Source organism: Amphritea sp. GJ51-11, from assembly GCF_055808735.1.
In genome coordinates this window covers 2,683,490-2,700,352 of record NZ_CM147881.1, presented here as the reverse complement: position 1 = coordinate 2,700,352, position 16,863 = coordinate 2,683,490, and the positions used below count along the sequence as shown (strand labels likewise).

The window sequence follows — 16,863 nt, the reverse complement described above, 5'->3', positions numbered from 1 at the left end:
CGGCCTTTTTTTGTATCGCAGGTTAACGGATTGCGTCCGTCGGAGTTAGATAGTCATAATCGAGTGCTTGAGCAACGGCTTTGCAGGTGATTTTGCCACGGTGCACATTCAGCCCATTCATGAGATGGGGATCATCCTGCAGCGCCTGTTGATAACCCTTGTTAGCGAGTGCGAGGGCAAAGGGCAGGGTGGCGTTAGTCAGGGCAAAGGTTGAGGTGCGAGCGACACCCCCGGGCATATTGGCGACGCAATAATGGATCACGCCGTCGATTTCATAGGTCGGCTCCTCATGGGTAGTGGCATGGGATGTTTCAAAGCAACCGCCCTGATCAATCGCTACATCCACCAGAACTGAACCGTTCTTCATGGTTTTTAGCATCTCCCGAGTGACTAGTTTGGGGGCTGCTGCGCCGGGTATCAAGACTGCCCCAATCACCAGATCAGCATGGCTGACTTCAGCGTCGATGGTTTCAACGCTGGAATAGAGGGTTTTTAGCTGTGGGCCGTACTGCTCATCGAGGGTTTTTAAACGGGGGATCGATCGGTCGAGAATGGTCACGTCTGCTCCCAGTCCCATCGCCATGCGGGCGGCGTTAATACCGACAACGCCACCACCAATAACGGTGACTTTCGCGGGTGCTACACCGGGTACGCCACCGAGCAAAATACCCATGCCGCCCTGCGCTTTTTCTAACGCATGGGCGCCGGCTTGAATCGACATGCGCCCAGCCACTTCACTCATGGGGGCTAGCAGCGGCAGGCCGCCTTGTGAGTCGGTGACGGTTTCATAGGCGATGGCGATAGCATCGGAGGCTATCAGTAAGCGGGTTTGTTCTGGATCGGGTGCTAGGTGAAGATAGGTAAATAACAGTTGACCCGGCCGCAACATTTTACATTCGTCCGGTTGTGGCTCTTTTACCTTAATGATCATCTCGGCGCTTTTGAATATCTCAGCGGCGGTATCAACCAAGGTGGCTCCCGCTGCCGTATATTGTTCATTCAATAAACCGATAGCCGTGCCGCCATCACGCTGCACCACCACTTGATGACCGTGGCTGACGAGCTCGCGCACGCCGGCGGGTGTCATACCTATCCGATACTCGTTATTTTTAATCTCTTTGGGGATACCGATCAGCATACAGAACACTCCTCTTAGGGGATGTAACATCTTTATTATGATTATTTTTTATGTAGTTGCTTTTAACTTAGCACTGCTTTAAGAGATTTATATTCTGTAAATGACTCATTAGAAGAAATATAGCGGCAGTCATGACCGAAATACAGTAATAACCTAGGGTGAAATTTTAGCAATGGCTGCTACGGCGAGCCGTCAAATGTCACTACGGGTGTCATCTATTTAGCGATGGCTTAAGCTTCAACGGGGAGGTGAATTTCAAAACAGCTGCCTTGGCCCTCGGTGCTGGTCACATTAATACTGCCCTTGTGATCTTGAATAATGCCATAGGCGATGGATAAGCCCATACCGGTGCCTTGGCCGACCGGTTTAGTGGTAAAAAACGGATCGAAAATAGATTTTAAGACCGTTTCGGGTATACCACTGCCATTATCTTTTATGTGAATCACAATGCAATCGTCTTTAGTGTCCGTGGTGATATCTATCTGTGCATCCTGGGTTTCGGATAGTGCATGGCAGGCATTCATAATCAGGTTTAGAAAGACCTGGTTGAGCTCTCCGGGATTGCACTTAGTGGCAGGAATGTCGGCTAGCTGGCAATTAACCTTAATATTATTTTTCAGCTCGCTTTGCAGTATTTTCAGAGTGCTGTCGAGACCTTCATTAAGGTTGTACTGAGTGCGTTCCGTGTTGCCGCCATGGGAAAAGTTACGTAATCCTTGGACGATATCTCGTAGGCGAATTAGACCTTGATCGGTATCGCTGAGCAGTTCGGCGACATCTTCACAGATAAAGTCGAGATCCTGTTGCGTGATGAGTGTTTGTAATTGTATCGCCTGTTGCTCTGTCAGTTGTTGCTCGGTCAGCCAATTTCGGCCCAGTTGTAGCAATGCGTTATAGGCTTCGACATAGCGCTTTAGGCTGTCCATATTACTGAGCACAAAGGCCAGTGGGTTGTTGATCTCATGGGCAACGCCGGCTGCAAGGGTGCCTAAAGTTGCCAGTTTTTCGGTACGGATAAGCAGCGCTTGTTGATTTTTCAGCAGGGTATTTTGGTCTCGCAACTGCTGATTGGCAAGAAATAGGTTGCGGGTTTTTACCTCAAGTAGTTGTTCTGCTTCCAATCGGGCTTGCTTCTCGCGTTGATAAGCGGCTTTGTAAGCTTCGGCTTCACTCATGCTATGTCCTTCGATTACAAAAACTCGATGATTAAGTCGCAATGGTCTGCATGTTGATGCATACACACCGGATGAGTCATGCGAATCTCTGTGTTGTAGTGTTGCGCGGCTCCGCGGGTTAGACCTTCCGCGAGAATGCATAATTTTCGCGGCGAACGATATTGCATCACTAAGATGTTGTCGGCCGGTTGGCGATAACTAAAGGTTGGCAAACTTGGATTTTCATAAAGCTTATCCACCTCGACATGAATCACGTCATGTACGCTCAGCAGAAACCGTTTTAGGTCCGGTTGTTGCGCCGTAAATTCTGGATAGCGCTGATTCAATTGACGAAATAGATATTCGCCAAAGTGGCCAATGACCTTTGGGATCGATAGGGCAAGGCGAATAGAAATCTCTTGTACCAGTGCCATCAGTTCTTCATCGGGATAGCTGTGGCCGGCAGTATAAATACCTTTCAGCTGTAGCGACGCCAGAATGGCATTCCACGTCGGCATACCGGCTTCTTCAATGACCAGCTCTTCCAGAATATTAAAAATAACCCCTTTCATTTTAGCGACCTCTCGGTGGTGTGCCGGTTTAAATCATTTTGCTTTATAGAGCAGTAAGAAGCTATTGCTAGCGATATTGACTCAGTGAGCGCAGCGATGCGATAGGAATACTCATATTAATACCTAGACTAATGTACAAACAGTGCAAATGTCACAAATGTCGCTTTTGTATTAAAAGTATACTATGCTATAAATGTCATCAAGTTAAAAGGACCTAAATTGTAAGAGCATTGGTGTCAGAAAATGAAAACATTAAGTACTGGAGATATAGCCCAATGGTGCGATGTAAACCTACGCACCGTAATTCGTTGGATCGAGAAAGGCGATTTAAAAGGGTTTAAATTGCCGGGGCGTGGCAACAATCGGGTACTGGTTGAGGATTTTATTGCTTTTCTCGACCGTCATGGGATGCCGGTGCCAGAAGAGTTACAGAGCTTTGTTAATAGTCGTGTATTGATTGTCGATGATGAAGAGGCCATTACTCGGGCTATCCGGCGGGCGTTAAGGCCGGCGGGTTTTGAAACGCTTATTGCACATGATGGTTTTCAAGCAGGGAGCTTATTGATGCAGGAGAAGCCGGCATTGATGACCTTGGATTTGAGTATGCCAGGGCTTGATGGTTTTGCGGTGCTTGAGTTTGTCCGACAACAGCCAAATTTGAGTGGACTTAAAATTTTAGTGGTCTCAGCACTCGACCAGCACAACCTCGATCGAGCGCTGCAGTTAGGGGCCGATCAAGTACTGAGCAAACCCTTTACTGAGAAAGAGCTATTGGATGCTGTTGAAGGGCTGTTGGGCTCAGTAACACAAACGTGAAACACAATTGATTATAGCGAAGCTGCACATAATGTTTCATATGTGGATGTCTGTCGACGCTATTCAGGTAAATACGATACCTGAGCATTAGGGGGAAACATGAAAAGAAGAATCCTGCTCGTCGACGATGAATCCGCTATTCTCAATGCGTTAACACGGCTGTTAATCCGTAACGGTTATGAGGTATTAACGGCAAATAATGGTGTCGAAGCTTTAGCGTTGATGGAGACAGCGTCGATCTCAGTGGTTCTCTCCGATTATAAAATGCCGACGATGAGTGGCACACAATTATTAACCATCATTCATCAACAGTACCCCGAAACCGTTGGTTTAATTATGAGTGGCTACGCCGATTTCAACGCCGTTGTTGAAGCGTTGAACAGCGGGGCGGTGTATCGCTTCGTGGAGAAACCTTGGCAGGATCAGCAGTTACTGATGGTTCTTGATGGAGCCTTTGCGGCGCTACGTGCGCGGCAGCGCAAAGCCAGTTATCAACGTTTGTTAATCGAAAGTGAAGAAGCGCTATTTGAAATTGATGCCCATGGTGCTATCCATCTGATTAATCCCGCTGCAGTGGTTCTGTGTGACGCTGAACAGGAATCCGTTGTGGGTCGGCGGATCGATCTGGTGTGCCCTTTATTGGGGTATCAACAGCTAATGGATCTTTGTACCGAACAACAAGAGGTGCTGGAGCTTGCCGACATCGAGAATAGCCGGTCATTACGCTTGGTGGTTAAGCCGGTAGCGACAGATCGCTGGGTGATCTCGGCACAATACCGCGCCACTACTGCTTTAGGGGTGAGTGAGCTATTAACCCGTGAACAGCTTATGAGTTATCTGCAGCATCAGTTGGCGGAGACCGATAATCCAATCACGGTGATCTATCTGGATGTGAACGGTTTTAAACGCTTTAACGACAGTTTAGGGTTTAAGGATGCCGACTGTTTGCTGGCGCAGATTGCCGCCATGTTGTTAGAAGATAAGCCCGCCGACAGCCAGTGGGGGCGCATGAGCGGTGACGAGTTTGCCATGGTTCTGAATGGTCATTATTCAGCGGAGCAAATCGAGGCTTTAGCGACTCAATTGCTAGTACCCTTTGAAGGCGTGATTGCCTTTAATGATCAGGAGATCCATGTGTCGTTTCGGGTGGGCTATGCATCCTCTCCCGAGGATGGTGATAGCGCCATTGAGTTAATTCGTAATGCGCAAGCATCGGCGAACCACTGTAAAAGAGGAGGCCGGCTTCGCGCGCAACGATATCAGGTGGATAAAAATGGGCCTGATGTTGATTCGATCGGCTTACACAGTGACCTTTATCGGGCATTAGAGCGCAAAGAGCTGTTTGTTGTTTACCAACCCAAAGTGTCATTGATATCCGGATGTGTGGAGGGGGCTGAAGCCCTACTGCGTTGGCAGCATGGCACACAGGGTTTAATCTCGCCAACACAGTTTATTCCCATCGCCGAAGAAACCGGTTTAATCGAACCGATCGGTGAGTGGGTTATGGCCACGGCGAGTTCGCAAGGGCGCATCTGGCAGGCTGAAGGTTTACCGCCGTTTGTCATGTCGATCAACCTATCTGGCCGACAGTTCCAGGATGTATCGTTGATTTCTCAGGTTGAAAACATTCTCAAGCAGTCAGGTTTAGCCCCAGATCAGATCGAGCTAGAAATCACAGAAACTTTTTTGATGCAGGATATCGGCCACAGTATAGGATTGTTACAAGAACTCAAGAAGCTGGGGGTTCGGCTGGCGATTGATGATTTTGGCATCGGCTACTCGTCACTAAAATATTTGCATCGTATCCCATTCGACACTCTGAAAATTGATCGCTCCTTTGTGAGCGGTCTCGGGACACAAAAAGAGAGTCTCGAACTGATTAAACATATTATCGTGATGTCCCGTGACCTCGGAAAGAAAGTGGTGGCTGAAGGGGTTGAATCTGAGTTGCAGATGGAACTGCTTCGAGGGCTAGGATGTGACGAAATTCAAGGTTTCTTTTATAGCCCAGCGGTTTCTGCTGAGCGGTTTCGCGAATTATTAGAGTGTCAGCCACTGGTCGGCGTTGAATACCGTGCGGATGCATCCAAGCGCGCTGCTGCGGGGCTACGATTATGAGATGGCGATGGGATAGGTAACTTAGGCGAGTCATCATCAACGGGTCACGCGGCTGTTAAGGTGTGACATAAAGGAGCCCGAGGAGGGATAAGCATGGACTGTTCAGAATTTACAATACTGCTGGTGGACGATGAAGCAGCAGTGCTCAGCTCGCTCAAACGGCTGATGCGACCGTTAAAGTGTACGCTGTACACGGCTGAATCGGCGGCGTTGGGGATTGAGGTGCTGGAACAGCACCCGATTGATTTAGTGATCAGTGATATGCGCATGCCGGAAACCAGTGGCGATCAGTTTTTGGCCGAAGTCGCTGAGCGGTGGCCCGCTACCGAGCGGGTTGTAATGACCGGTTATGCCGATACGCAGGCGGCGATCGATGCGATTAATAATGGCCGTATTAGCCGTTTTATGTCCAAGCCCTGGGATGATGCTGATGTTATCAACGTGGTTCAAAAAAGCTTTGAGCTGACTAACCTGCGGCGGATGAACGAACGTTTAGTGCGTGACAATGCGGATAAGCAGGCGCGGCTTGAACAACTTAATCAGTCATTAGAAAAAACCATTGAACAGCGCACACTGCAGTTACAGAAAAATCATGAACAACTGATCAATAGCTATCGCTCGACCGTGAGAATGTTTTCCGCCTTGATTGCACGCCGTTTAGGACAGAATGCAGAGCAGGGGGTGTCGCTGAATAAGCTGTTTTTAGCCGTGGTCAATCAAGCCCAGATAGACAGGAAAGACCTCAAGCAGCTGTATTATGCCTGGCAGTTGCGAAACCTCGGTAAGCTGAGTTTTGATGATGAGCTGTTAAAGCCGGCCTATACCGATATGACACCGATACAGCAACGGCGCTTTCATCAGCACCCGCTGTTAGCCCATGCATCGATCAGCCTTGTGAGACCTCTTTATGGTGCCGGGGAAATTATTCGTCAGCATAAAGAGTATTTAGATGGCAGTGGTTATCCCAATGGTTTAAGTGAAGATGATATTACCCCGGCCGCTCAGTTGTTATGTGTTGTTAATGATTTTGTTGAGCTGACTAATGGGCGCTATCAGGCGCAAGCGATGAGTACTGCGGCGGCGCTGGATTATATGCGAGGTTATGCCCATGAGCGCTATAACGCTGAAGATGTTGAACGGCTTAATGTGGCGCTGGAAACGCTGAGCCAAGAGGGGGAAGCCCTACATGATCGGGTTATTCGTAGCTCTGACATGGCGGTGGGTATGACGCTGAGTCGGGATCTACTTTCGGCTCAGGGCGTGCTGTTGTTGAGTGCTGGTCAGGTGTTAGATGATTTAACCATACAGCGGGTTATTGATATGGAAATAAACCTAGCTGAAATTCTAAAAATTTATATCGACCAATAAAGGCAGAAACACACCTTTAGGGTATCGGGAGAGCGTAATGCGATTTTCAACATTGATGGCGATATGTGTTTTTTGTACAACTAGCGTGAGCGCAGCGGCTGAAACCTTGAGTTTTGGTATTGTCCCTCAGCAATCAGCACAAAAACTGGCCCATTTGTGGACACCTATAACCGATTACTTAAGTGCCAAAACAGGTTATCAGATTCGCTTTACCACCGCGAAAGATATCCCCACCTTTGAGCGACGCCTCGATGCAGGTTTATACGATATCGCCTACATGAACCCTTACCATTTTACGGTGTTTAATCAGAAGCCCGGTTATCGGGCGATAGCACGGCAGAAAGATAAGCGGATTAAAGGCATTGTGGTGGTGCGTAAAGAGAGCTTGATTAACAGCCTTATGGATTTAAACGGTACAAAAATGGCGTTTCCATCACCCGCTGCTTTTGCGGCCAGTGTGATCCCCCAGAGCCGACTAAAGCAGGACCATATTGAGTTTTCACCGAGCTATGTATCATCCCATGATTCGGTCTACCTCGGGGTGGCGCGGGGTTTTTTTCAAGCCGGCGGCGGGGTACTGCGTACTTTTAATAACACCACCCCTGCTATCCGGGAACAGCTGAGAATACTTTGGACCAGTGAGGGGTATACACCCCATGCGGTTGCCGTCGCGCCGAGTATCAGCACCAAGCAGCAACAGCGTATTCGCGAGGCTTTGTTGGGTATGGTGGATGATCCGCAGGGGATTAAATTGCTAAACAGCATTCGTTTTAATGAATTTACGGCTGCAGAAAATGCCGATTGGGATGATGTTCGCTCACTCAATATTACCTTGCTAGACCATCTACTGGCTGACTAAGCCGAGGCTAACTGATATGTCTATCCGCTTAAAAACCATTATTGGCGTGGCATTGATTGAAGGGGTTTTATTGTTGGTTTTGCTGCTGACCATTATGGAATTTATCCGTGAATCCAGCTACGAGGCTCTGAATAAACGGGCGACGACCACCGCGACTTTATTCGCCACCACAACGAAAGATGCGGTGCTGTCGTTTGACCTTGCTTCTGTTGGAGTCGTTTGTCCACGAAGTGATGCAAAACCCTGATCTGATTTATGCCCGTGTTTTAGCTGCTGATGGCACTTTGTTTGCGCAGGCCGGTGATACATCGCACCAGTTAAACGACCTGTTTGTTATCGATCATGGCGCCGGAGAGATTGCTGATGGTGTCTTTGATGCCACCGCGCAGATTGTCGAAGGTGGGCATGTGTATGGCACGGTTGAGTTGGGTATTGGTATCGGCTCGATTAATGAATCCATTGATCAAGTTTATACCTGGGGCTTGGTATTAGCGTCCGGTGAAATGCTGCTGGTGGCACTGTTCTCGTTTTTACTCGGTGGGTATTTGACCGGCCAGTTACAAAAATTAAGAGAAGCTGCCACAGCTGTCGCCCAAGGTGTTTTTGATATTGAAGTGCCGGTGAGTGGGCGTGATGAGGTTGCGGTGGTGGGACGATCGTTTAACCTGATGGCCAGCAATCTTAAAAAAGCCAGTGAATCAGAGCAATGCTATAAAGCGGAATTACAGGCCTTGAACCAGTCGTTGGAGCAAAGGGTTGCCAAACGGACAGAGCAGCTACAAGCGCAAAATAGGCAATTAGAAGAGACGCTGGAAACCCTCAAGAGCACCCAGCAAAAATTGATTCAGGCTGAAAAAATGGCGGGCTTAGGCACCATGGCTGCAGGCGTCGCTCATGAAATAAACAACCCGGTGAGCTATATAAAAAGCAATCTTGGTTCGTTACAACGATATACAGATGACCTGCTGCGCTATGCTGAATCCATTGAACTACTGATTGAATCCGAGGATGGATACACAACGCCACTTAGGCTCGCCGCGCTCAAAGAGGAGCAAGATATCGCTTATCTTATTGAGGACTTGCCCATGCTGTTGAATGAATCTCTCGAAGGCATTACCCGCGTTGAAGAGATCGTAGCGGGTTTAAAAAGCTTTTCACGGTTAGACAGTGATGAGGTAAAACCGGCGGATATTAATCAAGGGATTTCCAGCACGCTTAAGCTGGTGAGTAATCAGTTGAAATATCATTGCAGCGTTCATGAAGACTATGGCGAGCTGCCCCTCGTTAACTGTAATTTGGCGCAGATAAATCAAGTGGTGATGAATTTGCTGGTCAACGCATCCCACGCAATTGAGGGGCAGGGGGATATCTATATTAAAACCCGCTGTGTTGAGGAGCAGGTGCAGATTGAGATACGTGATACAGGCTGTGGTATGCCGGCCGAGGTCGTTAGTCAGCTGTTTGATCCGTTCTTTACTACTAAAAGTGTTGATCAAGGTACGGGGCTAGGGTTGTCCATTAGTCACGGTATTGTGCAGAAGCATGGCGGTGATATTCAGGTGGTGAGTGAGCTAGGACAGGGCAGCTGTTTTACTGTGATTCTGCCCCTTTGATGGGCGTCATGAATGCTGGCTAGTCCTCATGGGTAGTGACTTGATGATGGGATTGGACGGTGCTGATAGAGTCGCCCTAAAGCGAGCCTCTGTTGGCTTGCTTTAGGGGCGTTAGAGCGTCGATTTATGCCGCTGTTCTTTTGACGTGTCCACCGGTGATATGTTGCACTTCATGGCCGGTTAGCCCATTGCCTGCCAGAGTGTAGGCTCTGCCAAAACCTTTGACATAACGGCCACCGGTTGGCTTCAGTTTGAACAGCTTAAAGTCGGACAGTTGGCTTAACTTATCGATTCTGTCGCCATGCCGATCGGCTAGCGCATTAATGCCTCGTGCCCATTGCTCATCGGCATAATCGAGCCATTCAGCGTCTATCGAATAGTTGACGCGCACCCGAGCAAATAACTCTTTTGAACTGTCTTCATCTTGAATGATCATCACTGCCGCCTTCGGATTGGTTCGAAGGTTGCTGGCATGTACCGCCATTTCGCTGAGCAAGACATACAGGCAGTCATCCCCAATGGCGAAGGGTGAATATGACGCATACGGTTGGTTATCGTCGCCAATGGTTGCCAGCTGTAAACTTTGGCGGCTGTTGATAAAGGTTAAAACCTCGGCTTGTACACGGGCTTGTAGTGATTCTTTGCTCATGGGGTTTCCTAATCTTTGTTTAAATTAAGCTGTTGTTTAATCGCTTTAAAACGAGTGACTTGCTCGGCGATCAGTTCGCCATCTGCCTGTCGTCCTAAAAAAACTTTGAAGATATTGTGGTTGTCTTTGTCTTGAAAATTAAAGGCGTAACTGGTTCGGCTTCGATGGGGTTTATCTTGGAAATCAATATGATCGATGGCGCTTAGGTTGATGTGCCCATGCAGGCCCGGCACCGGACCGCTCAGGTTGTAGTAACCATGGCCATTACTGCCTTCGGGAAAGCAGCCTTTAAACTCAAATACACAACCGCCATGCAAAATAATGGTGGTGGTATGCCCCCAGTTGGCGAGTTCTCGAAGCAGCGCTTCGGCCTTATCCCCAGGAAGGCACTCTCTGATGCTGTTTTCAGTTTTCATTAATGACATTGCTCCAACAGACATTAACAAGGCTACTTGAAGGGTAGGTAGCCCGTTAATGCGGTGTAATTATTAGAACTTATAGGTGGCGGCTAGAGACACTTCTCGTCCGGCTTCATAGAGCTCAGCCCATGCCCGGCGGTAGTATTCATCAGTCACATTGTTGACCGTTAGGTTGAGTGTTAAGTGCTTAATCGCTGCAGGCTCCCATGCCGCATATAGATCGGTGAGGGTGTAATCATCGTAGCTATCACCGGTAGATAAGGTCTGTTCTTCTGCATGTAGCAGACGGATACCGGCTTTAAACTGTTGATTAAAGAAGGCGCGGTTTAGATCTGCAGTCCAAGTATCGGCGGGGATATTATTGAGCGGATCGCCAGTTGATTCATCTTTGCCTCGGGTCTGACCATAACCAAGGGCTAAGTTCAGGTTGTCTTGGCTATAGTGGGCGCTGATTTCAAAGCCATAGAGTTTGGCATCATCGACGTTTTCCCAATAGGTATTACCCGGGAAAGGCGAGAAGGAAACGGTTTGTTCTATAAAGTTATCGACATGGTTTTCAAATAATGCTGTGGTGATCGACCATGCGGGGCTAACGTTCCATTTAGCAATTAACTCGGTGTTTTCTGCTTTTTCTGCGTCTAAATCAGGATTGGGCAGAAAGGTGTTACACATTCCCGGTCCCATGCAGAAGTGGGTGCCGGTACTGTAGAGTTCTTCCGCCGTTGGGGCTCTAAAGGCTCGGTCATGGCGCAGGGTCAGTTGTAAATTGTCAGTGGTTTGCCAGATTAGCGCAGCAGAAGGCGATAAAGCACTGTCCGAACGACTTTCATCTAAATTTTTCGCATTGACAGCGAAGTCATCATAACGAGCTCCCAGTTCTACCGACCAAGTGGATGATAGGGGGATATTCGCTTGGGTAAACGCGCCCCACATATCAATATCGGCTTTAGGTGGTGTGGGGCGGTCAGTTCCGCCACGCTCAGTCGAAAAAGTACTATGAGAACCATCAACCCCATAGAGCAGCGTGATCTTGTCAAGCTGTGACAGGTTATTGATGTTTAGGCCGTAAGTGGTTTTCTCTGTGCTGTCTGCACGATCATCACTGACTCGGGTTTCATCAATGCCCACCTTGTCCCAATAGGCCATGATCTGTGCATTAACCAGTGGAGACTGGGTGTTAATTTTATAGTCGATAGAGGCGCCATCATTGACTTGATCTTTGTCTAACAGAAAAACACTGCTGCCATTGACTTGAGAGGTGCCATTCGAGGGGACTCCTCCTTCAGCGGCTGCGTGGCGAAGGTTAAAGGCAACCGATTGGTCTTCATCGATCTGCCAGTCTAGCTTTGCTAAAGCACCTTGATCCTGAGATGCTGAGTTTTCCAGCGCATCCCCATTACCCATTTCAATATCATCAGAATCACGATAGTAACCACTCAACAGCCAATCAACGGTCTCGGTACGGCCAGCGATCACCGCCGTGGTGGTGCTCTGGTTGTTATTAAAATTAAAGCCGTTTTTAATTAGCCCTCCGAAATCATCCCCCGGCGCTAAAATATCCGCCGCATCAATGGTGGATTGCGCCACAACACCACCCAAAGCACCTGAACCCCAGAGGTTACTCGCAGGCCCTTTAATTACTTCCACTGATTTCAGTAGTACAGGATCTAAAAAGTAGCTTGGGCGGTGGCCAGATTCAAAATCTTGGCGTACGCCATCGACCGTTTGTAATACCTGATTACCACCGAGGCCGCGAATGTTGACGCTTTGATAACCTGGACGGGAACCACCTTCAATTAGAATATTGGGTTCATTGGCTAATACTTCAGCGACCGATTGCGGCTGAATGGAGTCGATACTCTCTTTATCAATAACGATGACTTGGCGTGAAACGTCGTCAGCGTCTTGCTCCATCCGTGTTGCATTAACAACGACTTTGCCCACATTAAAGACCGGGTTTTCAGCTGTTGATGCTGCGACCGCTGGCATCGCAATGATACTGCTAATCAGCACCGCTAAAGGATTAGGTTTCATGAATCATCCTGTTGAGTTGATGTGAATTGAGTTAATAAAAAACCAGCGATTTAATCGAAAGATTCAGGTGAAAAGGTCATACCAAGCCTTGTTATTGCTGCTAACGGAGAACCCTTGTACGCACTTAATCCCGTGTTTTTTCATCGCTCGCTGATCGAGATTGACAGCATGGTACTCGACGTGAAAGCGAATGTAAATGATAACGATTTGTATTTACATCTATGTGGAAAGTGTTCTAAGATGATTATGCTTTGCTGCTCGAAGGACTGATTTTGAAAGGCAAATTTAGAATTTTATTAGGCAAACGCTAGGGCGAAGGTTTGAATTGATGGCTCAGTTCGTTATAAAAAAAGGCTTACTCAGTTGGCGTATATTATTTCTTGGGGGGCTGTTTTTATTACAAAACTGGGCGGTAGCGGCACTCGGTAAACCTCATGTTATGGCGGGGCATACCGCTGAGAGCAGTAACCTAGCCGTGGCGATTTCATTTGCCACATCGCTGAAGGTTAACAGCACTCCGGCAAAGACGGTGATTGATGGTAGTACCGAGACGCTTGAGTCCGTTCAGAAACCTACTGCGAAAGTGGTTCCAGCGAAGACATCGCAGCGCTCTGTGTCCGAATCGGCAGCAGCATTCACCCAGCCCGAGGCGAAGGTTGTAGCGTCAACGAAGGCAACGCTGGCGGTCACTAAAGCTTCTCCACCATCCGCAAAGGCAGCACAAGCTAAACCGGTCGAGCTATCGTCTAAGCAGCCTGTTGTCTTAGCTGTTAGCGGTGAGCCTCGGCCCAAAACCGCGCCGGTGAATAACCGACCCGCAGTGTCATCGGCGGATTCAAATACCGAAGCCAATCCTAATTTCAATCTCAGCCCCACAGAACACAACGCAGGGCAAGCCGGTAACCATGAAACGATTATTACCGAACCGGTTTTTGCTGCACAGCCTAAGCCTCCACGTTATCCCACGGTTGCCCGCAAACGGGGCCAAGAAGGCACTGTTTGGCTTGATATTTGGCTGGATGAGAAAGGTCAAAAATCGAAGTTGGAAGTAACCCAGAGCTCTGGCTTAGCTCTGTTAGATGCCTCTGCGTTAAAAGCGGTTTCTGGTTGGCAATTTAAACCCTATGAAGAAAACGGCATTCGCACTGCTTCACGGGTACGTATTCCGGTTATTTTTTCACTTAATTGATCTTTGTTGAAGGTTATAAACGGACATTATGAATATCTTTATCTTATCCCTGCAGTATCTCGGGCCGTTAGGTGTGCCCTTGTTAATCTGTTTTGTGCTGACGCTGTTGATTCTACTCGAACGGGTTGCGGTGCTCTGTTATCACAGTATCAAGCGTAGTTTGCCTGCTGCGGGCATGTTATTGCTTGATCAACACGCAGATCAACCACGCAGCATGCGGTCAGAAATTGCGGCGATCTGGTTACAGAGTCGTCAACGGACACTCAATCATGGTGTTCGTTTGTTACATATTATTGCTTTAATTGCGCCATTGCTGGGATTGTTGGGGACGGTGATCGGCTTGATTCAAGTGTTTGATTCCTTAGGTGGGCATCAAGGTCCGATCGACCCTTCAATGATGGCCGAGGGGTTGGGTATCGCGATGAAAACCACGGCGGCAGGTTTAATTATCGCCATACCGGCAGTGTTGGGTGCGCATGGCTTTCAGCTATGGGTGGATAAACTGATTAGCATGACCGAACAGGGTTTGAATGTCGCCAACCTTCGCCTTGAAGGCGTCAAGATGACGGGCGATGGTCGCGGTGGATTGAAATGATCCGCGTGCAACATAAAACGCAGCTTCACAGCAGCTTAGAACTCACATCGCTGATCGATATCATTTTTATTGTGGTGGTATTTTTGCTGCTAACCACCAATGCTCGGCTGCTTTCCCTGCCGGTGGATATACCCAGTAGTGATCGTGAGATCAGCCAACAAGAAACGACAACCAAGCCCATCGTCGTGAGTTTATTCAATGCATCGCCAGCTTATGCCATCGGTGAGGAACGTTTCGATACCTGGCCAGAGTTTAAGGCGTCGCTGATGCTGAATATCGCCGCAGCCCCAACACCGGAGTTATCGATAGCGGCCGCCCGCGATGTGGAGGTTGAGCCGTTATTAAAACTTCTGGCGCTGCTGAATGAGCAGCAGGTAACCAATACCCACATTTTAATGGAAGATGCACAGCCATGAGTTCAGTACTGTTTCGATCGATTAGACGCAAGTCTGTAAAACTTGTCACTTTTATCTGCATTAAATTGATGTTGCTAACGGCCGTCCCCTTATCGGTTTATGCCGAGCAGCCGGTGCGGGTGATTAGTACGGATGCTGGCGTGACCGAATTGATGTTCGCCCTCGGGCTCGATAAACAGTTGGTAGCCGTCGATGTCACCAGTCAATTACCGCCTGATTATCCCAAGCTAGCTAATATTGGCTATCACCGTACCTTATCTGCTGAAGGTTTATTGAGTTTGAATCCAACGGTTGTCATCGGTAGTGAACATACGGGCCCAGAGAATGTGTTGATGGCACTCAAGCAGGCCAACGTTAAATTTGTGCCATTGAAGAGTGCTAACACGGGCCAGCATTTAGAGGACAATATTCTGCAATTGTCGACGGCATTGAATCAAGTAGATAAGGGGCAGGCCTTACTCGTCAGCGTTAACGATAAATTGGCTAAGATTGAACAACATCATTTAGCTGGGGAGCGGGTCGCTTTTCTGCTGGCGATGGATGAAACCAAGTTACATTTGGCGGGTAGAGGCACCAGTGGTGATGCGTTTATTCACCTAATGAAAGCCGAGAATGTCGCTGGGTTTGATAACTATCGCAATATATCCGCTGAGTCTTTGCTAGAGATGCAACCGAGCATCATTATTGTCGCGGGGCGTACCGCTGACACGGCGGTGCCTAACCTACTTGCAGCTAATGCCGTATTGGCGCATACCCCCGCCGGAAAACAGCAGCGTATTGTGGCCGTTGACGGCGCTTCCTTGGTGGTTGGCTTGAGTGTATCAGCCATCGATGAAGCGATCCGCTTAACGCAGCAGTTATCCACAATCCGCGCGCTTGCTGAACAGGGTGATCATTGATGCCGCGGTCGGTCCCACTTTACACTTTTGCATTGATCGGTCTGTTACTGGTTTGTGGATTATTATCACTGGTGGTCGGTGCTATGAGTCTGCCGGTACTTGATAGCTTACTCATTGTTGTCGACAAAGCTTTTGATGCAAATTTCAGCCAGTTACACGATTATCAAGAAGTGGTGGTGTTAGAACTGCGACTACCGCGTTTGTTATTGGCTATTTTTGTGGGCGCTATCTTGGCCCAGTGCGGCGCCGTTGTGCAGGGTTTATTCCGTAACCCCTTGGCCGATCCAGGCATCATCGGAGTATCGTCTGGGGCGGCGGTGGGAGCGATTGTTGCCATTGTTTTATTTCCGTCTGCTTGGGGCAGCTGGACGATACCGGTGAGTGCTTTTTTAGGGGGCTTACTCACAACGCTGCTTGTCTATGGTTTTGCGCAATCAAAAAATGGCACCTCGGTATTGGTATTACTATTAGCCGGTGTGGCGATATCGGCGTTTGCTGGGGCGGCCATTGGTTTTTTAAGTTACTTCGCTGATGACAGCAGTTTACGGGAGTTGAGCGTTTGGCAGATGGGATCATTAACCTCTGCGAGCAGCGCTAATTTATGGTTAGCCTTCACCACGATGGTGGTCTTAATGATCGCATTTCAGCGTCGCGCACAAGCATTGAATGCTGTACTGCTCGGTGAGTCGGAAGCGCGTCATCTAGGCATCGATGTTGAACAACTCAAACTGCAAATGATTATTCTCACCGCGGTGGGTGTCGGCGTGGCGGTATCTTGTGCCGGCATTATCGGTTTTATCGGTTTGGTTGTTCCCCACTTAGTCCGTTTGGCCACCGGATCAAATCATCACTATCTACTGCCGCTGTCTGCGTTACTGGGGGCCGTGTTGTTGATGTGTTCCGATCTCTTGGCACGTGTGGTTGTGCAACCTGCCGAGTTGCCCGTGGGATTAGTTACGGTATTACTTGGCGCGCCGTTCTTTTTGGTTTTATTAGTTCAGCAGCGAAAAAATTGGAGTTGAGC

The 16,863-nt window shown here is 48.5% G+C and carries 17 protein-coding genes; 11 read left to right on the top strand and 6 right to left on the bottom strand.

What is annotated here, in order from left to right:
- Positions 1-22: 22 nt before the first annotated feature.
- The 3 genes from ald to AC0L4K_RS12215 all read right to left on the bottom strand — a co-directional run bounded on the left by ald (position 23) and on the right by AC0L4K_RS12215 (position 2,864).
- Positions 23-1,138, bottom strand: a complete 1,116-nt coding sequence (gene ald / locus AC0L4K_RS12225; protein ID WP_473266366.1) for an alanine dehydrogenase — start codon at positions 1,136-1,138, stop codon at positions 23-25.
- Between the two features lie 230 nt (positions 1,139-1,368).
- Positions 1,369-2,313, bottom strand: coding sequence for a sensor histidine kinase (locus AC0L4K_RS12220; protein WP_417221914.1), 945 nt, complete (start codon positions 2,311-2,313; stop codon positions 1,369-1,371).
- A 14-nt stretch (positions 2,314-2,327) separates the two neighbouring features.
- The gene (locus tag AC0L4K_RS12215; RefSeq protein WP_417221916.1) at positions 2,328-2,864 is read right to left on the bottom strand and encodes a heme NO-binding domain-containing protein; all 537 of its coding nucleotides are present in this window, start codon (positions 2,862-2,864) and stop codon (positions 2,328-2,330) included.
- 243 nt (positions 2,865-3,107) lie between these two features.
- On the opposite strand from AC0L4K_RS12215, the gene AC0L4K_RS12210 reads away from it, so the two are divergent.
- From AC0L4K_RS12210 to AC0L4K_RS12185, 6 genes are all read left to right on the top strand, one after another.
- On the top strand, positions 3,108-3,680 hold the full coding sequence (locus AC0L4K_RS12210) for a response regulator (protein WP_417221918.1): 573 nt from the start codon (positions 3,108-3,110) through the stop codon (positions 3,678-3,680).
- Between the two features lie 99 nt (positions 3,681-3,779).
- Positions 3,780-5,798, top strand: a complete 2,019-nt coding sequence (locus AC0L4K_RS12205; RefSeq protein WP_417221920.1) for an EAL domain-containing response regulator — start codon at positions 3,780-3,782, stop codon at positions 5,796-5,798.
- A gap of 93 nt (positions 5,799-5,891) precedes the next feature.
- Positions 5,892-7,166: a response regulator c-di-GMP phosphodiesterase, NosR family gene (gene nosR, locus AC0L4K_RS12200; protein WP_473266365.1), complete on the top strand. Its 1,275-nt coding sequence runs from the start codon at positions 5,892-5,894 to the stop codon at positions 7,164-7,166.
- Positions 7,167-7,203: 37 nt separating this feature from the next.
- Positions 7,204-8,025 carry a phosphate/phosphite/phosphonate ABC transporter substrate-binding protein gene (locus AC0L4K_RS12195; RefSeq protein ID WP_473266364.1) on the top strand — a complete coding sequence of 274 codons (822 nt, stop codon included), beginning with the start codon at positions 7,204-7,206 and terminating at the stop codon, positions 8,023-8,025.
- Between the two features lie 16 nt (positions 8,026-8,041).
- Positions 8,042-8,272, top strand: a complete 231-nt coding sequence (locus tag AC0L4K_RS12190) for a hypothetical protein (RefSeq protein ID WP_473266362.1) — start codon at positions 8,042-8,044, stop codon at positions 8,270-8,272.
- On the top strand, positions 8,220-9,638 hold the full coding sequence (locus AC0L4K_RS12185) for a sensor histidine kinase (RefSeq protein ID WP_473266360.1): 1,419 nt from the start codon (positions 8,220-8,222) through the stop codon (positions 9,636-9,638). The genes AC0L4K_RS12190 and AC0L4K_RS12185 overlap by 53 nt, the downstream gene beginning before the upstream one ends.
- A gap of 124 nt (positions 9,639-9,762) precedes the next feature.
- Here the strand turns inward: AC0L4K_RS12185 and AC0L4K_RS12180 are convergent, their stop codons facing one another.
- From AC0L4K_RS12180 to AC0L4K_RS12170, 3 genes are all read right to left on the bottom strand, one after another.
- A complete protein-coding gene (locus AC0L4K_RS12180; RefSeq protein ID WP_417221926.1) occupies positions 9,763-10,287 on the bottom strand; it encodes a HugZ family pyridoxamine 5'-phosphate oxidase in 525 nt (174 codons plus the stop codon).
- A gap of 8 nt (positions 10,288-10,295) precedes the next feature.
- Positions 10,296-10,703, bottom strand: a complete 408-nt coding sequence (gene hutX / locus AC0L4K_RS12175) for a heme utilization cystosolic carrier protein HutX (protein WP_473266358.1) — start codon at positions 10,701-10,703, stop codon at positions 10,296-10,298.
- A gap of 72 nt (positions 10,704-10,775) precedes the next feature.
- Positions 10,776-12,740, bottom strand: coding sequence for a TonB-dependent hemoglobin/transferrin/lactoferrin family receptor (locus AC0L4K_RS12170; RefSeq protein WP_417221929.1), 1,965 nt, complete (start codon positions 12,738-12,740; stop codon positions 10,776-10,778).
- A gap of 328 nt (positions 12,741-13,068) precedes the next feature.
- Between AC0L4K_RS12170 and AC0L4K_RS12165 the strand changes: the two genes are divergently transcribed.
- Genes AC0L4K_RS12165 through AC0L4K_RS12145 form a run of 5 tightly spaced genes read left to right on the top strand, consistent with a single transcriptional unit; the run spans position 13,069 to position 16,861 of the window.
- A complete protein-coding gene (locus AC0L4K_RS12165) occupies positions 13,069-13,929 on the top strand; it encodes an energy transducer TonB (protein WP_417221930.1) in 861 nt (286 codons plus the stop codon).
- Between the two features lie 28 nt (positions 13,930-13,957).
- Positions 13,958-14,524 (top strand): MotA/TolQ/ExbB proton channel family protein, encoded by a 567-nt coding sequence (locus tag AC0L4K_RS12160; RefSeq protein WP_473266357.1) that lies wholly within the window; start codon positions 13,958-13,960, stop codon positions 14,522-14,524.
- Complete coding sequence (locus AC0L4K_RS12155) at positions 14,521-14,940, top strand: ExbD/TolR family protein (protein WP_473266355.1); 420 nt, start codon at positions 14,521-14,523, stop codon at positions 14,938-14,940. Before AC0L4K_RS12160 ends, AC0L4K_RS12155 begins: the two co-directional genes overlap by 4 nt.
- Entirely contained in the window at positions 14,937-15,839 is a 903-nt protein-coding gene (locus tag AC0L4K_RS12150) for a heme/hemin ABC transporter substrate-binding protein (protein WP_473266354.1), read from the top strand. The genes AC0L4K_RS12155 and AC0L4K_RS12150 overlap by 4 nt, the downstream gene beginning before the upstream one ends.
- Positions 15,839-16,861 (top strand): FecCD family ABC transporter permease, encoded by a 1,023-nt coding sequence (locus AC0L4K_RS12145; protein ID WP_473266352.1) that lies wholly within the window; start codon positions 15,839-15,841, stop codon positions 16,859-16,861. The genes AC0L4K_RS12150 and AC0L4K_RS12145 overlap by 1 nt, the downstream gene beginning before the upstream one ends.
- Positions 16,862-16,863 lie beyond the last annotated feature (2 nt).